This is a genomic window from Streptomyces sp. WAC 01529 (genome assembly GCF_003945545.1).
Classification (GTDB): domain Bacteria; phylum Actinomycetota; class Actinomycetes; order Streptomycetales; family Streptomycetaceae; genus Streptomyces; species Streptomyces anatolicus.
This window is the reverse complement of record NZ_CP029617.1, coordinates 5,348,931-5,367,973: the sequence shown is the minus strand read 5'-3', so window position 1 is coordinate 5,367,973 and position 19,043 is coordinate 5,348,931. Positions and strand designations below refer to the sequence as shown.

Here is a 19,043-nt window from a genome sequence, read left to right as displayed (position 1 = left end):
CCCCGGTGACGGCAATCGGTAAGGGGAGAGATGAGACGCCACGTCGCGGAGCTGGCGGCGATTCGGGAGCGGGTCCTCGCGGGCCCCTCCGAACCGGCCACCGCCGCTCAGAAGGCCAAGGGCAAGCTCACCGTCCGCGAGCGGATCGAACTGCTCCTGGACGAGGGCTCGTTCCGCGAGGTCGAACCCCTGCGCCGGCACCGGGCGACCGGTTTCGGCCTGGAGGCGAAGCGGCCGTACACGGACGGTGTCGTCACCGGTTGGGGCACGGTCGAGGGCCGTACGGTCTTCGTCTACGCGCACGACTTCCGCATCTTCGGCGGCGCGCTGGGCGAGGCGCACGCCACGAAGATCCACAAGATCATGGACATGGCCATCGCCGCGGGTGCCCCGCTGGTCTCCCTGAACGACGGCGCGGGCGCGCGTATCCAGGAGGGCGTCACGGCTCTCGCGGGCTACGGCGGCATCTTCCAGCGCAATACGAAGGCGTCCGGTGTCATCCCGCAGATCAGCGTGATGCTCGGCCCGTGCGCGGGCGGTGCGGCCTACAGCCCGGCCTTGACCGACTTCGTCTTCATGGTCCGCGAGACGTCGCAGATGTTCATCACCGGGCCGGACGTGGTCCGCGCGGTGACCGGCGAGGAGATCACGCAGAACGGTCTGGGCGGCGCGGATGTGCACGCCGAGACCTCCGGCGTCTGCCACTTCGCGTACGACGACGAGGAGACCTGCCTCGAAGAAGTGCGCTATCTGCTGTCGATGCTGCCATCGAACAACCGCGAGACGCCCCCGGCGCACGACTGCGCCGACCCGGCGGACCGCACCTGCCAGGCCCTGCTCGACCTGGTCCCCGTGGACGGCAACCGCCCCTACGACATGCACCAGGTGATCGAAGAACTCGTCGACGACGGCGATTTCCTCGAAGTCCATGAGCGGTGGGCGCGGAACATCATCTGTGCTCTGGCCCGTCTTGACGGCAAGGTCGTCGGGATCGTGGCGAACCAGCCGCAGGCGCTGGCCGGGGTCCTTGACATCGAGGCCTCCGAGAAGGCCGCCCGCTTCGTGCAGATGTGCGACGCCTTCAACATCCCGATCGTGACGCTGCTCGATGTGCCGGGCTTCCTGCCGGGCGTCGACCAGGAGCACGGCGGCATCATCCGCCACGGCGCCAAGCTCCTGTACGCCTACTGCAACGCCACCGTGCCCCGTATCTCCCTGATCCTGCGCAAGGCCTACGGCGGCGCCTACATCGTCATGGACTCCCAGTCCATCGGCGCCGACCTCACCTACGCCTGGCCCACCAACGAGATCGCCGTCATGGGCGCCGAAGGCGCCGCCAACGTCATCTTCCGCCGCCAGATCGCCGCCGCCGAAGACCCCGAAGCCATGCGCACCCGCATGGTCAAGGAGTACAAGGCCGAGCTGATGCACCCCTACTACGCCGCCGAACGCGGCCTGGTCGACGACGTCATCGACCCCGCACAGACCCGCCAGGTCCTCATCGACTCCCTCGCCATGCTCGCGGGCAAGCACGCGGACCGTCCCGCCAGGAAGCACGGCAATCCCCCGCAGTGACGCCCACGACCGGAGGTCCCATGCCCACAGCCGACATCCGCATCGAGAAAGGCGAGGTCACCGACGACGAGCTGGCGGCCGTGACCGTGCTCCTGCTGTCCCGCGCCGCCGCCCCGACCCGGACCACCGCCCGCCCGGCACCGCCCACGACGGCCTGGCGCCGCGACGACTTCCACGCACCGCACAGCTGGCAGGGCTGACGGCCCGCCCGGCACCGCGAGAGCGCGCCCCCCGGACACCGGGGGGCGCGCTCTCGGCCGTGTGCGGCGGGTCTCAGCCCGCGATGGTCAGCTGCATCAGGGCCTTGGCCGTGTGCATGCGGTTCTCCGACTGGTCGAAGACCCGGCTCCGCGGGCCCTCGAAGACGTCGTCGTCCACCTCGCGGATGTCGGGGTGCGCGATCGCGGTCTCCGTGTCCAGGAGGTGGAAGGCCGGCAGGCAGTGCAGGTAGATGCTGTCCTCACGGCCGGTCAGGGCCATCAGGTCGTTCGTCACCTTCAGGTCGCGCAGCAGGGCGATGCGCTCCTGCGTCTGGTCCTCCTCGCCCATGGAGACCCACACGTCGCCGTAGACGCAGGCCGAGCCGCGCAGCGCCTCCTCGCGCGAGTCCGTGACAAGGACCCGGGCCTGCTCGGACTCGCGCCCGGCGAGCAGCTCCTTGATCAGCTCCGGGTCGGGCTGGAGCGGCTCCGGCGCGAGGATGCGCAGGTCGAGGCCGAGCTTGGCGGCGGCGATGGCGAGGGTGACGGCCATGTTGTTGCGGCCGTCACCGACGTACGTCAGCGGCAGTCCCGCCAGGTCGCCGAAGTTCTCCCGCAGGGTGAGCAGGTCGGCGAGGACCTGGGTGGGGTGGTAGCTGTCGCACAGGCCGTTCCACACGGGAACGCCCGCGTAGTGCGCGAACTCGGCGACCGTGGCGTGCTCGTAACCGCGGAACATGATGCCGTCGAAGACCCGGCCGAAGACCCGCGCGATGTCCCGGACGGACTCCTTGACGCCGAAGCGGATGTCGTCGCCGTTGAAGATCTCCGGGTGCGCGCCCGACTGCGTCGAGGCGACGACGAAGGAGACGCGCGTACGGGAGGAGGGCTTCAGGAAGATCAGGGCGATGTTCTTGCCCGCCAGAGCGGGCACGTTCTGCCCGAGGGCCGTGCGCTCCTTGAGGTCGGCCGCCTTGACCAGCAGCTCGCGGATCTCGTCGCCGCTGAACTCGCGCAGGGACAGCAGACTGCGCCCCTTGAGGCCCGAAATCGTCACGGCACTACCTCCGAAGTCTGACCAGCCCCGACGGCACTGGGTCAATGGCTGGGTCGATAATCATGCAGACCCTTACATTAACATGCAGTCTCAGCGGGTCAACAAATGACCATCCCCGCGGCGAGCGTCGCCCCGTCCTGCGGGTCGATGAGCAGGAACGAGCCGGTCCGCCTGTTCTCCCGGTAGTCGTCGACGGCGAGTGGCTCCGCGGTGCGGATCCGCACCCCGCCGATGTCGTTGACGGAGAGGGCGTCCTGGGCGGGCAGCCTGCTGCCGTCGGTGACGTCCATGCCGTACTCGATCCGCTCCACCATCGCGGGAACCGTCTTGGTGGTGTGCTTGAGCAGTACGCGCTGGCGGGCGCGCAGCGGGCGGTCGTGCAGATGGCACACGCTGGCGGTGAGGTCCCGCAGCATCTGGGGGGCGGGACCCGCGGTCAGCATGTCGCCCCGGGAGATGTCGATCTCGTCGGCGAGGCGTACGGCCACCGACTGCGACGCCCACACGCTGTCGGTCTCCTTGCCGAGCACGCTGAGCCCGGCCACGGTGCTGGTCGCGCCGGACGGTCGTACGACCACGGGGTCGCCGACCCTGAGCAGACCGGAGGCGACCTGGCCGGCCAGCCAGCGCTCCACCACCTGGCGGTCGGGCGCGGGGTGGCGGACCACGTACTGCACCGGCAGGCGCAGCGGCCTGCTCGCCGACTCCGTCCCGAGCGGCACGCTCTCCAGGTGGGCCAGGAGCGTCTCGCCGCCGTACCAGTCCATCCTGGTCGACGGCTCGACCACGTTGTCGCCGGTCAGCGCGGACATCGGGATGGCGGTGACATCGGTGATGCCCAGCTCCCTGGCCCGCTGGGTGAACTCCTCCGCGATCGCGGTGAAGGTGGACTCCTGGTAGCCGACGGTGTCCATCTTGTTGACGGCGAGCACGACGTGCGGCACCCGAAGCAGCGCCGCGATCGCGCCGTGCCGCATGGTCTGCGCGACCACGCCCTGGCGTGCGTCGACCAGGATCACCGCGAGGTCCGCGGTGGAGGCGCCGGTCACCATGTTGCGCGTGTACTGCACATGGCCGGGCGTGTCCGCGAGGATGAACCGCCGCCTGGGCGTCGCGAAGTAGCGGTAGGCCACGTCGATGGTGATGCCCTGCTCGCGCTCCGCCCGCAGGCCGTCGGTGAGCAGCGCCAGGTCGGGTCCCTCCTGCCCCCGCCTGCGGGACACCTCCTCGATCGCCGCCGCCTGGTCGGCGAGGACGGACTTGGTGTCGTACAGCAGCCGTCCGACCAGCGTGGACTTGCCGTCGTCGACCGACCCGCAGGTGGCGAGCCGCAGCAGCCCACCCGGGAGGCCGCTGGTGGCATACGTCTGAACTTCCGCTTCCGCGGCGCCCGTTGACATCTCTAGAAGTACCCTTCTCGCTTGCGGTCTTCCATGGCTGCCTCGGACATCCGGTCGTCGGCCCTGCTCGCGCCGCGCTCGGTCACGCGGCTCGCGGAGATCTCCGTGATCACTTCGGCCACCGTGGAGGCCGACGAGTCGACCGCGCCGGTGCAGGACATGTCACCGACCGTGCGGTACCTGACCCGGCGCTCGCCCACGGACTCGTCGTCGCGGGGGCCGCCCCAGTCGCCGGGCGCCAGCCACATGCCGTCGCGCTGGAACACCTCGCGCCAGTGCGCGAAGTAGATCTCCGGCAGTTCGATGTTCTCGTGCTCGATGTACTGCCAGACGTCCAGCTCGGTCCAGTTGGAGAGCGGGAAGACGCGGAAGTGCTCGCCGGGCAGGTGGTGGCCGTTGTAAAGCTGCCACAGCTCGGGGCGCTGCCTGCGCGGCTCCCAGCCGCCGAACTCGTCCCGCAGGCTGAAGACCCGCTCCTTGGCGCGCGCCTTCTCCTCGTCGCGCCGGCCGCCGCCGAACACCGCGCCGAACCGGCCGTCGCGGACGGCGTCGAGGAGCGGGAGGGTCTGGAGCGGGTTGCGGGTGCCGTCCGGCCGCTCGCGCAGCGTTCCCTCGTCGATGTACGACTGCACGGACGCCACGTCGAGCCGCAGGCCGTGCTTCTCGACGATCCGGTCGCGGTAGGCGATCACTTCGGGGAAGTTGTGCCCGGTGTCCACGTGCAGCAGGGAGAACGGCAGGGGCGCGGGCGCGAAGGCCTTGAGCGCCACGTGCAGCATGACGATCGAGTCCTTGCCGCCGGAGAACAGCAGCGTCGAGCGGTCGAACTCCCCCGCCACCTCGCGGAAGATGTGGGCCGCCTCGGCCTCCAGCATCTCCAGGTGCGTCAGCGCGGGCACCGCCTCCGCCCGCGGACCGAGGTGTCCGGTGGGCGCTTCCTGTACGGGGGCGCTCATGACAGACCCCTCTCCGTGAGCAGCGCGCGGACCTGCCGGACCGACTCGTCGGCGGTCTGGTGCTGGGTGTCGAGGCGCAGGTCGGGGTCGACCGGCGCCTCGTAGGGGTCGTCCGCGCCGGTGAGCCCGCTCAGCTCGCCCGCGGCCTGCTTGGCGTAGAGGCTCTTGACGTCGCGGTCGGCGCAGATCTCCACCGGGGTCGCCACGTGTACCTCGAGGTAGGGCACGCCGCGCTCCGCGTGCAGCTCCCTGACCGCCGCGCGGGAGAGCGCGTAGGGGGCGATGACCGGCACGAGCACCGTGACGCCGTGCCCGGCGAGCAGCCCGGCGACGTAACCGATGCGCCGTACGTTGGTGTCCCTGTCCTCCTTCGAGAAGCCCAGTTCCGCGGAGAGGGCGGCGCGGACCTCGTCGCCGTCGAGCACCTGCACGCGGTGCCCGGCGGAGCGCAGCCGCTCGGCGAGGCCCTTCGCGATGGTGGTCTTGCCCGCGCTCGGCAGCCCGGTCAGCCAGACCGTGCCGCCCTGCCACTCGGCTGGTGTGCCATTCGGTTCGCTCATGTGCGGATCTCCCTTGTGCGTGAGCTGTGAGTCGGCGCCCCCGCGCTGGAGACGTGGACCGTGGTGCCGGCCCCCGCGAGTGCTCGGCTCACGGGTTCGGGGGTGCGTCCGTCCGCGATGCGTACGGTGGCGACTCCGCCGGTGAGCGCTTCGCGCGCGGCGATGAGTTTGAGCGCCATGCCGCCGGTGGCGGACGCGTCGGGCGGGCCGGTGGGCGATATCTGGTGGGTGCTCTGCACGCTGGTGGGGTCGTCGACGTCGGCGAGGACGCCGGGTGCGCCGGTGAGCAGCAGGAGCTGGTCGGCGCCGAGCGCGGCGGCCAGTGCCGCCGCGGCGCGGTCGGCGTCGACGTTGACGGGACGGTCGTGTTCGTCGATGGCGGGCGGCGAGACCACCGGTACGTAACCGGCCTTCAGGAGGGTCTCGGGGAGTTCGGTGTCGACCATCGTGATCCGGCCGCTGTGGTTGTCGCGGATCAGGACGGTACGGCCGTCGACGACGGCGCGGACGGCGGACTTCCGGCGGGCGCGGAGCATGCCGCCGTCCATGCCGGTGAGGCCGACCGCGGGCACCTTGTGGCGGGAGAGTTCCGCCACGAGTGCCGGTTTGACCGCGCCCGCGAGGGCGAGGACGACCACTTCGAGGGTGTCGGGGTCGGTGTAGCGCGTGGACACGTTGTCCGGGGCGACGAGGGTGCGCTGGGCGACGCCGAGCCGGCCTGCGAGGCGTCCGATCTCGCCGGAGCCTCCGTGGACGAGGAGGATGGAGTGTCCCTCGTGGACGAGACGGGCGATGTCGGCGCAGATGCCCGCGGCGTCCACGGCGGGATTGCCGCCGCATTTGACGACGGTCAGCGGTTTGCTGGTCACGGTCTCTCCGATGTGGCGGGGTTAGAGGGGGTGGAGGCCGGGGAAGGTCAGGCCGAGGGTTTCGGGCCATCCCATGCGGATGTTGAGGCATTGCAGGGCGTTGCCTGCGCCGCCTTTGACGAGGTTGTCCAGGGCGGCGATCGTGGTCAGGCGGCCGGTGTCCTCATCGAGGGCGTAACCGACGTCGCAGTAGTTGGAACCCAGCAGGATCTTGGGGTCGGGGTAGCGGAAGATCCCGCGCTGGTGGGCGACGATCCGTACGAAGGGCTCCTCGGCGTACTGCTCACGAAAAGCCCGCCGCACCGCTTGTTTGTCCACGCCCGGGCGCAGGGTGGCGTGGCAGATGGTCTGCACTCCGCGGACCGCCTCCACGCCGGTGGCGGTCATCGCCGCCGGCAGGCCCAGGTGGCGGGTGATCTCCGCTTCGTGACGGTGCCCGGTGGGGGCGAACACGCGCATCGCGCCACTGCGTTCAGCATGCAGATTGGCAGGGCCCGCGGTGGCACCCGAGCCGCTGGAGCCGGTACGGGCATCGAACTGCGCCCCCGCCTGAACCTCGATCAGATCCCGGGCGACCAGCGGATACAGCGCCAGCACCCCCGCCGCCGCCATACATCCGGGCACACTCACCAGATCCGCGCCGCGCAGGCTCTCGCGGTGCAGCTCGGGAAGACCGGGCACGAACTCGTCCAGCAGATGCGGCGCCTCGTGCTTCTCCCCGTAATACCGCTCGAACACCTCGGTGTCGTTGAGCCGGAAGTCCCCGGTCAGGTCGATGACCAGCTTCGCCCGCTGGCTCCACTCCTCCACCTGCCCCATCGCCACCCGGTGCGGCAGCGCCAGGAACACCGCATCACACTCCGCGACCTCTTCCGCGGAGCAGAACAGCAGATCGGTCGCGGCCCGCAGATTCGGATGCACCCCATCGACCCGCTTACCCGGGAAACGCGAGGAGACCGCCCCCACCACCTCCACCTCGGGATGCCCGATCAACAACCGCAACAACTCACCGCCGATATAACCCGCCGCACCCACCACCGCAGCCCGGATCACCAGCACACCCCCCACACCGACATACACCGACCCGTCACGACAACTCCCTCCGGTCCGAACCGCCCACCCATGCGAAGGAAAACTACGAGTCCGCCCGCATCGCCCGCGTCCGCGACAAACGCATTCCGAAGGACGCACCGCACTGACTTTCCCACCGTTCGACTACGCGCTCCGATTACTCGCGGCGAACCCCGCACATGCCACCCTCGGTGAACGCAAGAGAGGGGAACCACAGCAGATGTCACGCGATCTCGCACTGACCGAGAGGTACCTGGAGAAGGTAGGGAGGCCCCTGCGTCCGGCACACGAGAGCGAGTTCGCCCGTGTCTGCTACGGAGGGAAATACGCGCCCCGCCCGGTCTTCCTCGGCGCGGCGGAGATACAGCGGCTGACCAGGGATCTGGAAGTGCTGCGCGGTGCGCTCTACCGCCTTCCGGGACTTCTGTTCGGCGGCGACATCGGCGCGTTCGCCCGCGCCAACGGAATGGACGAAGGACAGGTCCGCGCCGTCGAGCGTTGTTCCGCCGCCATGCCGGACGCGTTGACCAGCATGGGGCGAGCGGATCTCTACCACGACCGATTCGATTTCCGCCTCATGGAATTCAACATCGGCAGCACGATCGGCTACGAGAACGGGGACATGTGCCGGGAAATGCTGGCGGACCCCGAGTTCGGCCCCTTCGCCGCGGAGGAGAATCTCCGTTACGTCGACACGGTCGTCGAACAAGTCCGCACGTTCCGGCACGAGATGGGCCTTGCGCCCGATGACCGGCCCGTCGTCGCCCTCACCGAATGGCCGGCGAACCTGACGGAGCTCGCGCCGTACATGAACGCCCTCGTCAAGCTGTGGAGCGACCACGGCCTCGACGCGCACCCGTGCCACGTCGGGCAGCTGGAGCGGCGGGACGGCAGGCTGTGGCTGGGCGATCGCCCCGTCGACATCGTCTACCGGCAATTCATGATGCAGGACCTGCTCGACGACAACGTCGACGCGTTGCTGGAACCCCTGCTCGGGGCGCTGGAAGACGGTGAGGTACGCATGTTCACCTCACTCGAGTCGGAACTGTACGGAAGCAAGGCGTCGCTGGCCATGCTCTCCGACCGCGCGCACCGGAAACTCTTCTCCGACGAGGAACTGGCCGTCATCGACCGGCTGATTCCCTGGACCTCCCCGGTGACTTCCGAACCCGTCGTCCTGGAGGACGGCACCGAGGGTTCACTGCTGGATCACGCGGTGGCACATCAGCAGGAACTCATCCTCAAACCCACCCTGTTGTACGGCGGACAGGGAATTGTCCCCGGCTGGTCACCGGAGGTCACTCCGGAGGACTGGCGCAGGATACTGGTCGATGCCATGGACGGCCCTTATGTAGTGCAGAAGCGAATCCACGCCGTCCCCGAGCCCTTTCCGCAGCCGGACGGCGAGACGCGGCCCTGGATCGTCAACTGGGGCGTGGTTCTGATGACGTCCGGATATGGCGGGCTGCTCACCCGTTGTGCCCCCGCGGACGGTGACATCGATGTGCTCAACCGCGATCTCGGAGCGCTCCTCGGGTCCGGATTCCATGTCGGCCCGAGTACGGAGTAGGCGCGCGTACGGAGTAAGCGCGTAAGCGAGATGCGCACTCGCCGGGAAGCGCGGTAACCGCCATACGTCCCGGTGGATGAACTTCTCGCGGACGCTCCTGATGAGGGGGTGGCCGTAGCGTCCTTTCCACGCGACGGACCGCCTTTCGAAAGGCCAGTCGCCGTGCTGACCAGCCGAGTGAGGATCACGATGAGTCTCTCCGAAGTGTTCGATGCCGATGTCCTCGCCCTGCCCCTGTTCGACGACTCCCACCGCGCCCTCGCCGACGAGATGGCGCGCTGGTGCGGGGAGCGGGCCGAGGCGTGGGCGGGGCTCGACGCCACCGACCCCGCCGCCACCGGCCGGGCCATGCTCACCGAACTGGGTCAGTCGGGCCGGCTGCGCCACCTCGACCCCGGCCAGGACGACTCCGACGTCCGGTCCCTGTGCCTCAGGCGCCAGGCCCTGGCGTACCACGAGGACCTGGCCGACTTCACCTACTCGATCCAGGAGCTGACCGCCGCCGCGATCATCCGCCACGGCAGCGACGAGCAGCGCGGCCGCTACCTGCCCGGCCTGGCCGACGGGACGAGCGCGGGGGCGCTGGCCGTCTCCGAGCCCGGCGCGGGCTCCGACCTCGCCGCCGTGGTCCTCGAAGCGACCCCCGACGGCGACGGGTTCGTCCTCAACGGCACCAAGACGTGGATCGCGCAGGGCGACATCGCCGACGTCTGCGTCGTCCTGGCCCGCACCGGGGACGGCCCGGGACCGCTGGGCCTGACCACCTTCCTCGTCGACTGCGACACCCCCGGCTTCAAGGCCGAGCCCATCGGTGCGATCGCGCCCCGCTCCTGGGCCGAACTGACCTTCACCGACTGCCGCGTGGGCCCCGAGGCCGTGCTCGGCGAACGCGGCCAGGGCCTCGTGGTCGCCCTCGACGTGCTCGAACGGGCCCGGGCGACCGTGGCGGCCGCCGCGATCGGCTTCGCCAGGCGCGCCTTCCGGCTCGCCCGCGACCACGCCCGTACCCGCAAGGCCTACGGGGGCAGGCTCGGGGACCTCCAGCTCGTCAAGGCCTCCCTCGCCGGCATGGACGTGAAACTCGCGGCCTCCTCCCTGCTGACCGCCCGCGCCGCCTGGGCGATGGACGCCGGTCTCGACCACGCCAAGCACTCCTCGACCGCCAAGCTCTACAGCACCGAGGCCGCCGGAGAGATCGTCGACGCCGCCGTCCAGATACTCGGCGCCGCCGGGCTCGTCTCCGGCAGCGTGATGGAGCGGCTCTACCGCCAGATCCGTTCCCTGCGCATCTACGAGGGGTCATCGGAAGTGATCGAGATGACGATCGCCGACGCCCTGTAAACGGCCCCATCCGCCCCCAGGCTCGACAAGGGAAGACACCCATGACGCCACCACACCTGTGGCTGCGCGCCGAGACCCACCCCGGCGAGCAGCGCACCCCCCTGACCCCCGCCGACACCGCCACGCTCGTCAAGCAGGGCGCGCAGGTGACCGTCGAGCACTCGCCCGTACGCTGCCACCCGATCGACGCCTACCTCGACGCCGGTGCCCGGCCCGCCCCGGCCGGCTCCTGGACCGGCGCGCCCGCCGACGCCTGCGTCCTCGGGCTCAAGGCGCTCCCCGCGGACACCGCCCCGCTCGGCGGCCGCCACCTGTACTTCGCACACGCCTACAAGGGACAGCGGGGCGCCCAAGAACTCCTGGACCGCTTCGTGACCGGCGGCGGCGAGATCCTCGACCTGGAGTACCTCACCGACGCCGACGGACGGCGCCTCGCCGCCTTCGGCCACTGGGCCGGCTACATCGGCGCCGCGCTCGCGGTCCGGCAGTGGACCGGCGACCTGCAAGGACCGCTGCGGCCGACCACCAAGGCCGTGCTCGACGACTCCCTCGGCCCGCTCGCGCGCCCGCCGCGCGTCCTCATCATCGGCGCCCGTGGACGCTGCGGCCAGGGCGCCCGCGCCGCTCTCGAACGTACGGGCGTCGACGTGACCCTGTGGGACCTGGCCGAGACCGCCGACCTCGACCGCGACGCCCTGCTCGACCACGACATCCTCATCAACGCGGTCCAGCTCACCGAGCCCGGCGAGCCCTTCCTCGCCCCCGAGCACCTGCGCGCCGACCGCCGCCTCTCGCTCGTCGTGGACGTCACCTGCGACGTCGGCGGCCCCGCCCATCTGCTGCCGGTCTACGACCGCCTCACCAGCTGGGACGAGCCGGTCCGCGCCGTCGCCGACGGGCTCGCGGTCATCGCCATCGACAACCTCCCCTCCCTGCTGCCGCGCGAGGCAAGCGACGACTTCTCCACCCAACTGGCCGCGCACCTGCCGCGGTTGCCCGACGGCGACTGCTGGGAACGCAGCCGCCGAGCCTTTCACACCGCAGTGAGCGAGAGAGGTCCGCGTGATGTCTGAGCTTCCCGTCCCGCCCACCGGGACGGTCCACTGGGTCGGCACCGGTCTGTCGACCGGCCGTACCGGACTCGACCTGCTGGGCCAAGGAGCCGAGGTCGTCCTGTGGGGCCGTACGCGGGAACGCGCCGCCGCCCGCCTCGACGCCCTCGCCCCCCGAGCCCGAGTACAGGTACGCGGTCTGGGCCGCGACGACCTCGCGGGCACCCTGCGCCCCGGTGACGTACTCGTCTCGATGCTCCCGGCCGCCCACCACCCCGGCCTGCTGCGCACCGCGATCGACGCCGGTGCCCACTTCGCCTGCACCAGCTACACCACTCCCGAGATCGAGGAACTGGCGCGAGAGGCGGCCGAGCGGCGCCTGGTGGTCCTCACCGAAGCCGGACTCGACCCCGGCATCGACCACCTCATGACGCACCTGCTCGTCGCCCGGGCGCGCGAGACGGTCGGCGACCACGCCGAGCGCGTCTCGCTGACCTCGTACTGCGGAGGCATCCCCGCCGAACCGAACGAGTTCCGCTACCAGTTCAGCTGGGCCCCGCTCGGCGTGCTGACCGCCCTCGCCTCCCCCGCCCGCTATGTGCGCGACGGCCAGGTGCGCGAGGTCGAGCGGCCCTGGGAGGACACCGAGGAACTCGTGCTCGACGGCGAGGCCTTCGAGGTCTACCCCAACCGCGACAGCGTCGGCTTCATCGACCAGTACGGCTTCCCCGAGGGCTGGCGCACCGACGCCTTCGTCCGCGGCACGCTGCGCCCCCAGGGGTGGCGGGCGGCGTGGAAGAGCGTCTTCGACACCGTCGCCTCCGGCGATCGCGAGCGTCTCGCTGCCCTCGCCGACGAACTGGCCGAGCGGCATCCGACCACCGCCGCCGACCGCGACCGCGTCGTGCTCACCGTCGGCCTGGACGTCGAGGGCGGCGGCCGGCACTGGTCCGGCCGATACCGGCTCGACGTGACCGGCGACGACACCGACACCGCGATGGCCCGGTGCGTCTCGACCACCGCCGCCGCCGGCATCCGGCGCGTGCTCGCCGCCGCCCTGCCGCCCGGCCTGCACCGGGCCGCCGCCGCGACCGAGGACGCGAGCCGCTGGCTCGACCAGCTCGCCGCCACCGGCCTCACCTGCACTTTCCAATCCACAAGCCCGCCCGCACCAGACCCCGCCAAGGCGTCGTGAACCGGGCTCAACAGCCTGCACCTCCACCGGAAGGACTTGACGTGGGACCTGTACCGAAGCCAAGGACGGCGTCCGGCTCCGCCGAGCAGAACGGCCACCAGCGGCTGATCGGCATCGGCGCGGGACCGGCCAACCTGGGTCTGGCCGCACTGCTGCACGGCGACCCGGAGCAGCCGAACCTCTTCATCGACCGCAAGCCGAGCTTCACCTGGCACGACGACCAGCTCATCACCGGTGCGACACTCCAGGTGTCGATCTTCAAGGACCTGGTGAGCCTCTCCGACCCGACCAACCGGTTCTCGTTCATGTCGTACCTGCACGAGCACGGGCGGATGTACCACTTCCTCAACGCCCAGTTCGCCGAGGTGCCGCGCAACGAGTTCCGCAACTACCTGGCGTGGGCGGCCGAGACCAACGAGAACGTGGTCTTCTCCGAGTCCGTCGAGCGGGTCGACTTCGACGGGGTCTTCCGCGTCACCACCGACCGCCGCCAGATCACCGCCGACAACATCGCCGTGGGCGTCGGCACCGTCCCGTGGGTGCCCGAGTTCGCCGAACCGCACCTGGGCAAGGGCCACTTCCACGTCAGCCAGTACCTGAGCCACGCGAAGGAACTGGCGGGCAAGCGGGTCGCCGTGATCGGCGGCGGCCAGTCCGGCGCCGAGGCGTTCCTCGACCTGATCTCGCGCCCCGAGTCCGAGCGTCCGGCCTGGGTCTCGTGGGTCTCCAGGCGCCGCAACTACTTCCCGATCGACGACTCGACGTTCACCAACGACTTCTACATGCCGGGGTACTCCGACTACTTCTACCGGCTGTCGGAGGCCAAGCGCGCCGAGCTGAACTCGGCCCACCTGCTGAGTTCGGACGGGATCTCCGAGTCGACGCTGCGGGCGATCTACCAGCAGCTGTACCGGCTGCAGTTCATCGAGCGGGACGAGCACCGGTTCGGGCTCCTGCCCAACCGGACCGTCATGTCCGCCGACCGCACGGGCACCGGCACCTTCGAGGTGTCGCTGCGCCACAACGACGAGTCGGGCCAGAGCCAGTGCCTGCCGGTCGACGCGGTGGTGTGGGCGACCGGCTTCCGCCCCGCGCCCAAGGCGTTCCTGGAGCCCCTGATGGACCGCGTGGAGACCGAGAACGGCGAGGTCCGTGTCGACGAGGACTACGCGATCAGCTGGGACGGCCCGCCGGACCGCAACATCTTCGTGCAGAACGCGGTGCGCGGTCAGCGCGGCCTGCCCGACGTGAACCTGAGCCTGAACGCCTGGCGCGCCCAGCGCATCGCCAACCGGCTGCGGGGCCTCAACGCCCCCGAGCCCGCGATGTCGTTCATCGACTGGTCGGCGAAGAACGGGCGGGGCACTCAGTGGACACGGTAGACCTCGCCATAGTCGGCGGCGGAGTCATCGGCGCGCTCATCGCCCATGAAGCGGTCGCGGCTCACCCCGGGGCGACCGTCGCCGTCCTGGAGCGCGGTCTGATCGGCCAGGGGGCCTCCAGCCGCTCGGCCGGTGTCCACTTCCCGCGCGGGGCGACCGCGCGGGTCAGGTCCATGACCGACCACTCCCACCGGGTGTGGGAGCGGCTGGCCGGCGAACTCGGTCTGCCGATCCGTGAAGTGGGCGCCACGGTCGTCGCCACCGGCGACGCCGACGGCGTCCGCGCCACCTATCTGCGGCTCGGTGACGAGACCTCCCCGGCCGACCCGGACCGCGGCCTGACGGCTCCGGCGGGCGCCCGGGCGTGGGCCCTGCACGGGTGCCACTACGCCGACGTCCAGGGCGTCGCGGGCCGCGTGCTTGCCCGGCTGCGCGACCAGGTGACGGTCCTGGAGGGCACCGAGGTCACGGAAGTCGCCGCCGACGGCGACGGCCACCGCCTCACTTTCGGCCACGGGGGGCAGCTGTTCGCCCGCCGGGTCGTCCTGGCCCCCGGCCCGTGGATCGCGCACCCCGCCTGGGCCGACCTGGTCGCCCCGCTCGGCCTGCGCGTCAAGAAGATCGTCGCCGCGCACGTCGCCTCGTCCCCGGGGCCCGACGCCCCGCTCACGGTCTTCCACGACGAGGACGCCTTCCTCCTGCCGCTCCACGAGCGCGGCCACTACCTGTTCAGCTACACCTGCGACCGCTGGGACGTCTCCCCCGACGACGTCGGCCTCGTCCTCGAGCGGTCCGACCTCGACGACGCCCGGGCCGTCCTCGGCCGTTTCGCGCCCGGTCTGGTGGACCGGTGCGACTCCGGCCGGGTCTTCTGCGACGCCTACAGCCCCCGCCGCGAACCCGTCGTCGCCGAACTCCGGCCCGGCCTGGTCCTCGCCGGGGCCGCCGGCGGCTCCGGCTACCGGCTCGCGCCCGCCATCGCCGCCGAGACCGTCGCCGCCCTGGATCTCACCCCGTCCCGCACCGTCTCCCAGCCACGACAGAGGCAGTCATGATCCTCAACCAGTACAGCGAATCCGAACTGTCCGAAGCCTTCGGCATCGACATGTCCTCGGTCGAGGGCCTAGGTGTCGGCGCGGGCTGGGGCCGTGTCGCCCCCGGCGTCGCCTCCACCAGCCACCAGCACGACGAGACCGAGTTCTTCGTCATCGTCGCCGGTACGGGCGAGCTGGCCGTCGACGGCCGCACCCACCCGGCCCGGCCCGGCACCGTGGTCCTCTTCGAGCCGTTCGAGTCGCACACCATCACCAACACCGGCGAGAGCGACCTGGTCTTCTTCACCCAGTACTGGCGGGACTCGGCCCGCGCCCGCGCCTCGGCGCTCTCGCGCACGCGCCACACCGACCGCCCCCAGTTCGTGTTCTCCACCCCGCCGACCCCCAACGGCGACCTCCACCTCGGTCACCTCTCGGGCCCCTACCTCGGTGCCGACGTCTACGTCCGCTACCAGCGCCTGAGCGGCAACCAGGCCTGGCACCTGACCGGCAGCGACGACTTCCAGAGCTACGTCGGGGCCGTCGCCGAGCGCGAGGACTCCACGCCCGCGGAGGTCGCCGCCCACTTCTCGGCCGAGATCGCCGCGACGCTCAAGGCGATGGACATCGAGGTCGACCAGTACTCCGTCACCAGCGTGGACGAGGGCTACTCCGAGGGCCTCCAGCGCTTCTTCTCCCGCCTTGTCGAGTCCGGGCAGGTGGCCCCCAAGGCGACGCCCGCCCTCGCCGACTCGAAGACGGGCGAGTACCTGTACGAGGTCAACGTCGGCGGCGTCTGCCCGGGCTGTTCGCACCGCGCCGGTGGCAACATCTGCGAGGAGTGCGGCGAGCCCAACCTCGTCGCCGACCTCGTCGACCCGGCCTCCGGCATCAGCGGCGACGCGCCCAAGCACACCGAGGTCGAGCGCTACACGCTGCCGCTGCACGAGTTCGCCGACGCCGTCGCCGACCACCACCGGCTGGGCCGGGTCCCGGCCCGGCTGCGCGAGCTGGCCGAGCGCGTCTTCGCCCGCGACACGCTCGACCTGCCGGTCTCCCACCCCTCCGACTGGGGAGTGCGGCCCGCCGAGGACGACCTCGACGGACAGGTCATCTGGGTCTGGCCGGAGATGAGCTACGGCTTCCTCCACGGCATCGAGCGGCTCGGCGCCGGCGCGGGCAAGGACTGGTCGCGTGAGGAGCCGTCCGCCGACTGGAAGATCGTGCACTTCTTCGGCTACGACAACAGCTTCTACCACTCGATCCTCTACCCGGTCCTCTACCGGCTGGCCTTCCCCGAGTGGAACCCGGACATCGACTACCACGTCAACGAGTTCTACCTCCTTGAGGGCGAGAAGTTCTCCACCAGCAGGCGGCACGCGATCTGGGGCAAGGAGATCCTCACCCCCGACAGCGTCGACGCCGTCCGCTACTACCTCTCTCGCACCCGCCCCGAGGGCGAGCGCACGGATTTCCGGCGCGCCGAGTTCGACCGCGCCCGCACCGAGAACCTGGTCGGCCAGTGGGAGGGGTGGCTCACCGGTCTCGGCGAGCGGATCGACACCCACTTCGACGGCGTCGCCCCCGACGCGGGCACCTGGACCAGCGAGCACACCGCCTTCCTGGCCCGCCTCTCGCTACGGCTCGACGAGGTCACCGCGGCGCTCAACCCCGAGGGGTTCTCGCTGCGGTCCGCCGCGGCCGCGCTCGACGGCATCGTCACCGACGTCCGCGCCTTCTCCCGTCAGCAGGCCCCCCTGGCCAAGGCCGACAGGTGGAGCTCCGAGGCCCGTACCGCCCTCGCGCTCGAACTGGCCGCGGCCCGCCTCCTCGCCACCGCCGCGGCGCCCCTGATGCCGCGCTTCTCGGCCAAGCTGTCCACCGCGCTTGGCATCCCGGCGATCGCCACCTGGCCCGAGACCGCCGACCTCGTCGAGCCCGGCAGCCGCTGCACCCTCTCGGGCACCCGCTTCTTCACCGCAGACGAGCAGCGATGACCGAATCCATCCTCAACCGCGTCATCGCCACGAGGCCGGCCCACGACGGTGCCCTCACCGTCACCGGCCTCGGGCACCGCACCACCCTGCCGCTCGCCGAGTTCCACGACCGGGCCAGGGCCGTCGCCGAGGCGCTGCGCCGCCGGGGTGTCGGTGCGGGCGATCGCATCGGCATCCTGTCGGCCAACCGTCTGGAGTGGGTGCTGCTCGACGTCGCCGCGCTCATGCTCAAGGCGCAGACGGCCGGTTTTGAACCCGGCAAGTTCCGTCCCGACACGGAGCTGATCGAGCGCTACGGCCTCGACCTGCTCTTCACCGACGCCCCGCTCACCGATGACGCCCCGTCCCGGGCGGTGCCGATCTCGGCGGTCGCCGGTTACGCCGAGGAGGAGGCCACCGAGGCGTTCGAGCCGGCCGAATGGGGGGCCAAGGAGTGCACCACCGTCAAGTTCACCTCCGGCTCCACCGGAGCCCCCAAGGGGCTTGAGGCCACCGCCGGCAGCATCGACTCGTCGCTGCGCGCCGTGCAGAGCCTGTTCGACCACCGGCCGGGCGACGACATCCTGACGTTCCTGCCGCTCTCGCTCCTCCAGCAGCGCTACTGGCTCTACTCGGCGCTGTACTGGGGCCACGACCTCACCATCACGACCTATCAGTCGGTCTTCGCCGTGATGTCGACCGTCCGCCCCACCGTCGTCATGGGCGTCCCCGCCTTCTTCGACAGCGCGAAGCGGCACCTGGAGGCCGGCCTCGCCGCGGGCGCCGAACCCGCCGCGGCGGCCGCCGAACTCTTCGGTGACCGCATCCGCTACCTGTGGACGGGCTCGGCCCCCGCGGACGCGACCACGCTCAAGTTCTTCGGCGAGATCGGGCTGCCCCTCTTCGAGGGCTACGGCCTCAACGAGACCTGCATCGCCACCAAGAACCACCCCGGCGCCCACCGTGAGGGCAGCGTGGGCCGGGCTCTCGACGGCAAGGAAATCCTCATCGACGAGGAGGGTGTGGTCTGCGTCCGCAGCGACCACCCGGTCAACACCGCGTACACCTACGCCGCTCCCGGCGACAGCGAGAAGATGTTCAAGGCGGGCGGCATCGTGCGCACCGGGGACCTCGGCCGCCTCGACGAGGACGGGTTCCTGTACATCCTCGGCCGCTCCGACGACGTGATCGTCCTCGACAACGGCAAGAAGATCATCGTCAGGCCCGTCGAGACCCGTTTCCGTGACACGGGCACGGTGGCCGAGTGCGTCCTGTACTGCCCGAGCCAGGCAGGCCTCGTCGCCGTCGTCTCCCCCCACCCGGGCCCGGTCGACACCGACGCGATCACCGAGGCCCTCGCCTCGGTCAACGCCGCATCCGAAGCCGATGAGCGCATCACCCGCGTGATCGTCGCCGACGAACCGTTCAGCGTCGACAACGGGCTTCTCACCTCTCAGTTCAAACCGATCCGCAAGCGCATCGCCGACCGCTACCGCGATGACATCGACAACCCCAAGGCAGGTATCAATGCCCACTGACCTGGACACCCTGGCCCGCGAGAAGCTCTCCCAGGTGCTGCGCGACCACCCCGAGCCCGCGAGCCTCGACCGCGACGAGGACCTCGTGCAGACCTATGGGCTCACCTCCCTCAACAAGGTGCTGTTCCTGACCTCCCTGTGCAAGGCGGCCGAGGTCGGTCTCGACAACTTCACCGAGGACGACCTCTCCCGGATGCGCACCCTCGGCGACGTCGTCGACGCCCTCCGGCCCCACGCCCCCCAGCCGACCGCCCAGAAGGGATGAGT

17 protein-coding genes are annotated in these 19,043 nt (G+C 70.7%); 11 read left to right on the top strand and 6 right to left on the bottom strand.

The features are described from left to right. The first annotated feature begins 30 nt into the window (after window positions 1-30). Both DMA15_RS24175 and DMA15_RS24170 read left to right on the top strand, forming a co-directional pair. Complete coding sequence (locus DMA15_RS24175) at window positions 31-1,575, top strand: acyl-CoA carboxylase subunit beta (RefSeq protein WP_125514861.1); 1,545 nt, start codon at window positions 31-33, stop codon at window positions 1,573-1,575. A gap of 20 nt (window positions 1,576-1,595) precedes the next feature. Next, a complete protein-coding gene (locus tag DMA15_RS24170) occupies window positions 1,596-1,775 on the top strand; it encodes an acyl-CoA carboxylase subunit epsilon (protein ID WP_125514860.1) in 180 nt (59 codons plus the stop codon). A 73-nt stretch (window positions 1,776-1,848) separates the two neighbouring features. On the opposite strand, the gene argF is transcribed toward DMA15_RS24170, so the two are convergent. The 6 genes from argF to argC all read right to left on the bottom strand — a co-directional run bounded on the left by argF (window position 1,849) and on the right by argC (window position 7,670). Further along, the gene (gene argF, locus DMA15_RS24165) at window positions 1,849-2,832 is read right to left on the bottom strand and encodes an ornithine carbamoyltransferase (RefSeq protein ID WP_125514859.1); all 984 of its coding nucleotides are present in this window, start codon (window positions 2,830-2,832) and stop codon (window positions 1,849-1,851) included. Window positions 2,833-2,930: 98 nt separating this feature from the next. Continuing rightward, the gene (locus DMA15_RS24160; protein ID WP_125514858.1) at window positions 2,931-4,232 is read right to left on the bottom strand and encodes a GTP-binding protein; all 1,302 of its coding nucleotides are present in this window, start codon (window positions 4,230-4,232) and stop codon (window positions 2,931-2,933) included. Window positions 4,233-4,234: 2 nt separating this feature from the next. Next, on the bottom strand, window positions 4,235-5,107 hold the full coding sequence (cysD, locus tag DMA15_RS24155; protein WP_240660255.1) for a sulfate adenylyltransferase subunit CysD: 873 nt from the start codon (window positions 5,105-5,107) through the stop codon (window positions 4,235-4,237). 77 nt (window positions 5,108-5,184) lie between these two features. Continuing rightward, the gene (gene cysC / locus DMA15_RS24150; protein WP_125514857.1) at window positions 5,185-5,748 is read right to left on the bottom strand and encodes an adenylyl-sulfate kinase; all 564 of its coding nucleotides are present in this window, start codon (window positions 5,746-5,748) and stop codon (window positions 5,185-5,187) included. Beyond that, a complete protein-coding gene (locus DMA15_RS24145; protein WP_125514856.1) occupies window positions 5,745-6,617 on the bottom strand; it encodes a [LysW]-aminoadipate kinase in 873 nt (290 codons plus the stop codon). The genes cysC and DMA15_RS24145 overlap by 4 nt, the downstream gene beginning before the upstream one ends. 21 nt (window positions 6,618-6,638) lie before the next feature. Then, window positions 6,639-7,670, bottom strand: coding sequence for an N-acetyl-gamma-glutamyl-phosphate reductase (gene argC / locus DMA15_RS24140; RefSeq protein ID WP_125517977.1), 1,032 nt, complete (start codon window positions 7,668-7,670; stop codon window positions 6,639-6,641). Between the two features lie 238 nt (window positions 7,671-7,908). Here argC and DMA15_RS24135 point away from each other — a divergent pair, with 238 nt between their 5' ends. The 9 genes from DMA15_RS24135 (at window position 7,909) to DMA15_RS24095 (ending at window position 19,041) form a co-directional block, all read left to right on the top strand. After that, the gene (locus DMA15_RS24135; protein WP_125514855.1) at window positions 7,909-9,258 is read left to right on the top strand and encodes a hypothetical protein; all 1,350 of its coding nucleotides are present in this window, start codon (window positions 7,909-7,911) and stop codon (window positions 9,256-9,258) included. A gap of 189 nt (window positions 9,259-9,447) precedes the next feature. Beyond that, entirely contained in the window at window positions 9,448-10,599 is a 1,152-nt protein-coding gene (locus DMA15_RS24130) for an acyl-CoA dehydrogenase (protein WP_125514854.1), read from the top strand. A 41-nt stretch (window positions 10,600-10,640) separates the two neighbouring features. Continuing rightward, on the top strand, window positions 10,641-11,672 hold the full coding sequence (locus tag DMA15_RS24125; RefSeq protein ID WP_125514853.1) for a saccharopine dehydrogenase: 1,032 nt from the start codon (window positions 10,641-10,643) through the stop codon (window positions 11,670-11,672). Then, window positions 11,665-12,846, top strand: coding sequence for a saccharopine dehydrogenase C-terminal domain-containing protein (locus DMA15_RS24120; RefSeq protein WP_125514852.1), 1,182 nt, complete (start codon window positions 11,665-11,667; stop codon window positions 12,844-12,846). The genes DMA15_RS24125 and DMA15_RS24120 overlap by 8 nt, the downstream gene beginning before the upstream one ends. A 41-nt stretch (window positions 12,847-12,887) precedes the next feature. Then, the gene (locus DMA15_RS24115; RefSeq protein ID WP_125514851.1) at window positions 12,888-14,228 is read left to right on the top strand and encodes a SidA/IucD/PvdA family monooxygenase; all 1,341 of its coding nucleotides are present in this window, start codon (window positions 12,888-12,890) and stop codon (window positions 14,226-14,228) included. Further along, on the top strand, window positions 14,216-15,283 hold the full coding sequence (locus tag DMA15_RS24110; protein WP_125514850.1) for an FAD-dependent oxidoreductase: 1,068 nt from the start codon (window positions 14,216-14,218) through the stop codon (window positions 15,281-15,283). Before DMA15_RS24115 ends, DMA15_RS24110 begins: the two co-directional genes overlap by 13 nt. Then, the gene (locus tag DMA15_RS24105; RefSeq protein WP_125514849.1) at window positions 15,280-17,259 is read left to right on the top strand and encodes a class I tRNA ligase family protein; all 1,980 of its coding nucleotides are present in this window, start codon (window positions 15,280-15,282) and stop codon (window positions 17,257-17,259) included. Before DMA15_RS24110 ends, DMA15_RS24105 begins: the two co-directional genes overlap by 4 nt. Next, window positions 17,256-18,776 (top strand): AMP-binding protein, encoded by a 1,521-nt coding sequence (locus tag DMA15_RS24100; RefSeq protein ID WP_125514848.1) that lies wholly within the window; start codon window positions 17,256-17,258, stop codon window positions 18,774-18,776. The genes DMA15_RS24105 and DMA15_RS24100 overlap by 4 nt, the downstream gene beginning before the upstream one ends. Continuing rightward, window positions 18,766-19,041: an acyl carrier protein gene (locus DMA15_RS24095; protein WP_125514847.1), complete on the top strand. Its 276-nt coding sequence runs from the start codon at window positions 18,766-18,768 to the stop codon at window positions 19,039-19,041. The genes DMA15_RS24100 and DMA15_RS24095 overlap by 11 nt, the downstream gene beginning before the upstream one ends. Window positions 19,042-19,043 lie beyond the last annotated feature (2 nt).

Coding starts and splice junctions, on each gene's coding strand:
- DMA15_RS24175 (WP_125514861.1), top strand. CDS start 31: ATGAGACGCCACGTCGCGGAGCTGGCGGCGATTCGGGAGCGGGTCCTC.
- DMA15_RS24170 (WP_125514860.1), top strand. CDS start 1,596: ATGCCCACAGCCGACATCCGCATCGAGAAAGGCGAGGTCACCGACGAC.
- DMA15_RS24160 (WP_125514858.1), bottom strand. CDS start 4,232: ATGTCAACGGGCGCCGCGGAAGCGGAAGTTCAGACGTATGCCACCAGC.
- cysD (WP_240660255.1), bottom strand. CDS start 5,107: ATGCTGGAGGCCGAGGCGGCCCACATCTTCCGCGAGGTGGCGGGGGAG.
- cysC (WP_125514857.1), bottom strand. CDS start 5,748: ATGAGCGAACCGAATGGCACACCAGCCGAGTGGCAGGGCGGCACGGTC.
- DMA15_RS24135 (WP_125514855.1), top strand. CDS start 7,909: ATGTCACGCGATCTCGCACTGACCGAGAGGTACCTGGAGAAGGTAGGG.
- DMA15_RS24130 (WP_125514854.1), top strand. CDS start 9,448: ATGAGTCTCTCCGAAGTGTTCGATGCCGATGTCCTCGCCCTGCCCCTG.
- DMA15_RS24125 (WP_125514853.1), top strand. CDS start 10,641: ATGACGCCACCACACCTGTGGCTGCGCGCCGAGACCCACCCCGGCGAG.
- DMA15_RS24120 (WP_125514852.1), top strand. CDS start 11,665: ATGTCTGAGCTTCCCGTCCCGCCCACCGGGACGGTCCACTGGGTCGGC.
- DMA15_RS24105 (WP_125514849.1), top strand. CDS start 15,280: ATGATCCTCAACCAGTACAGCGAATCCGAACTGTCCGAAGCCTTCGGC.
- DMA15_RS24100 (WP_125514848.1), top strand. CDS start 17,256: ATGACCGAATCCATCCTCAACCGCGTCATCGCCACGAGGCCGGCCCAC.
- DMA15_RS24095 (WP_125514847.1), top strand. CDS start 18,766: ATGCCCACTGACCTGGACACCCTGGCCCGCGAGAAGCTCTCCCAGGTG.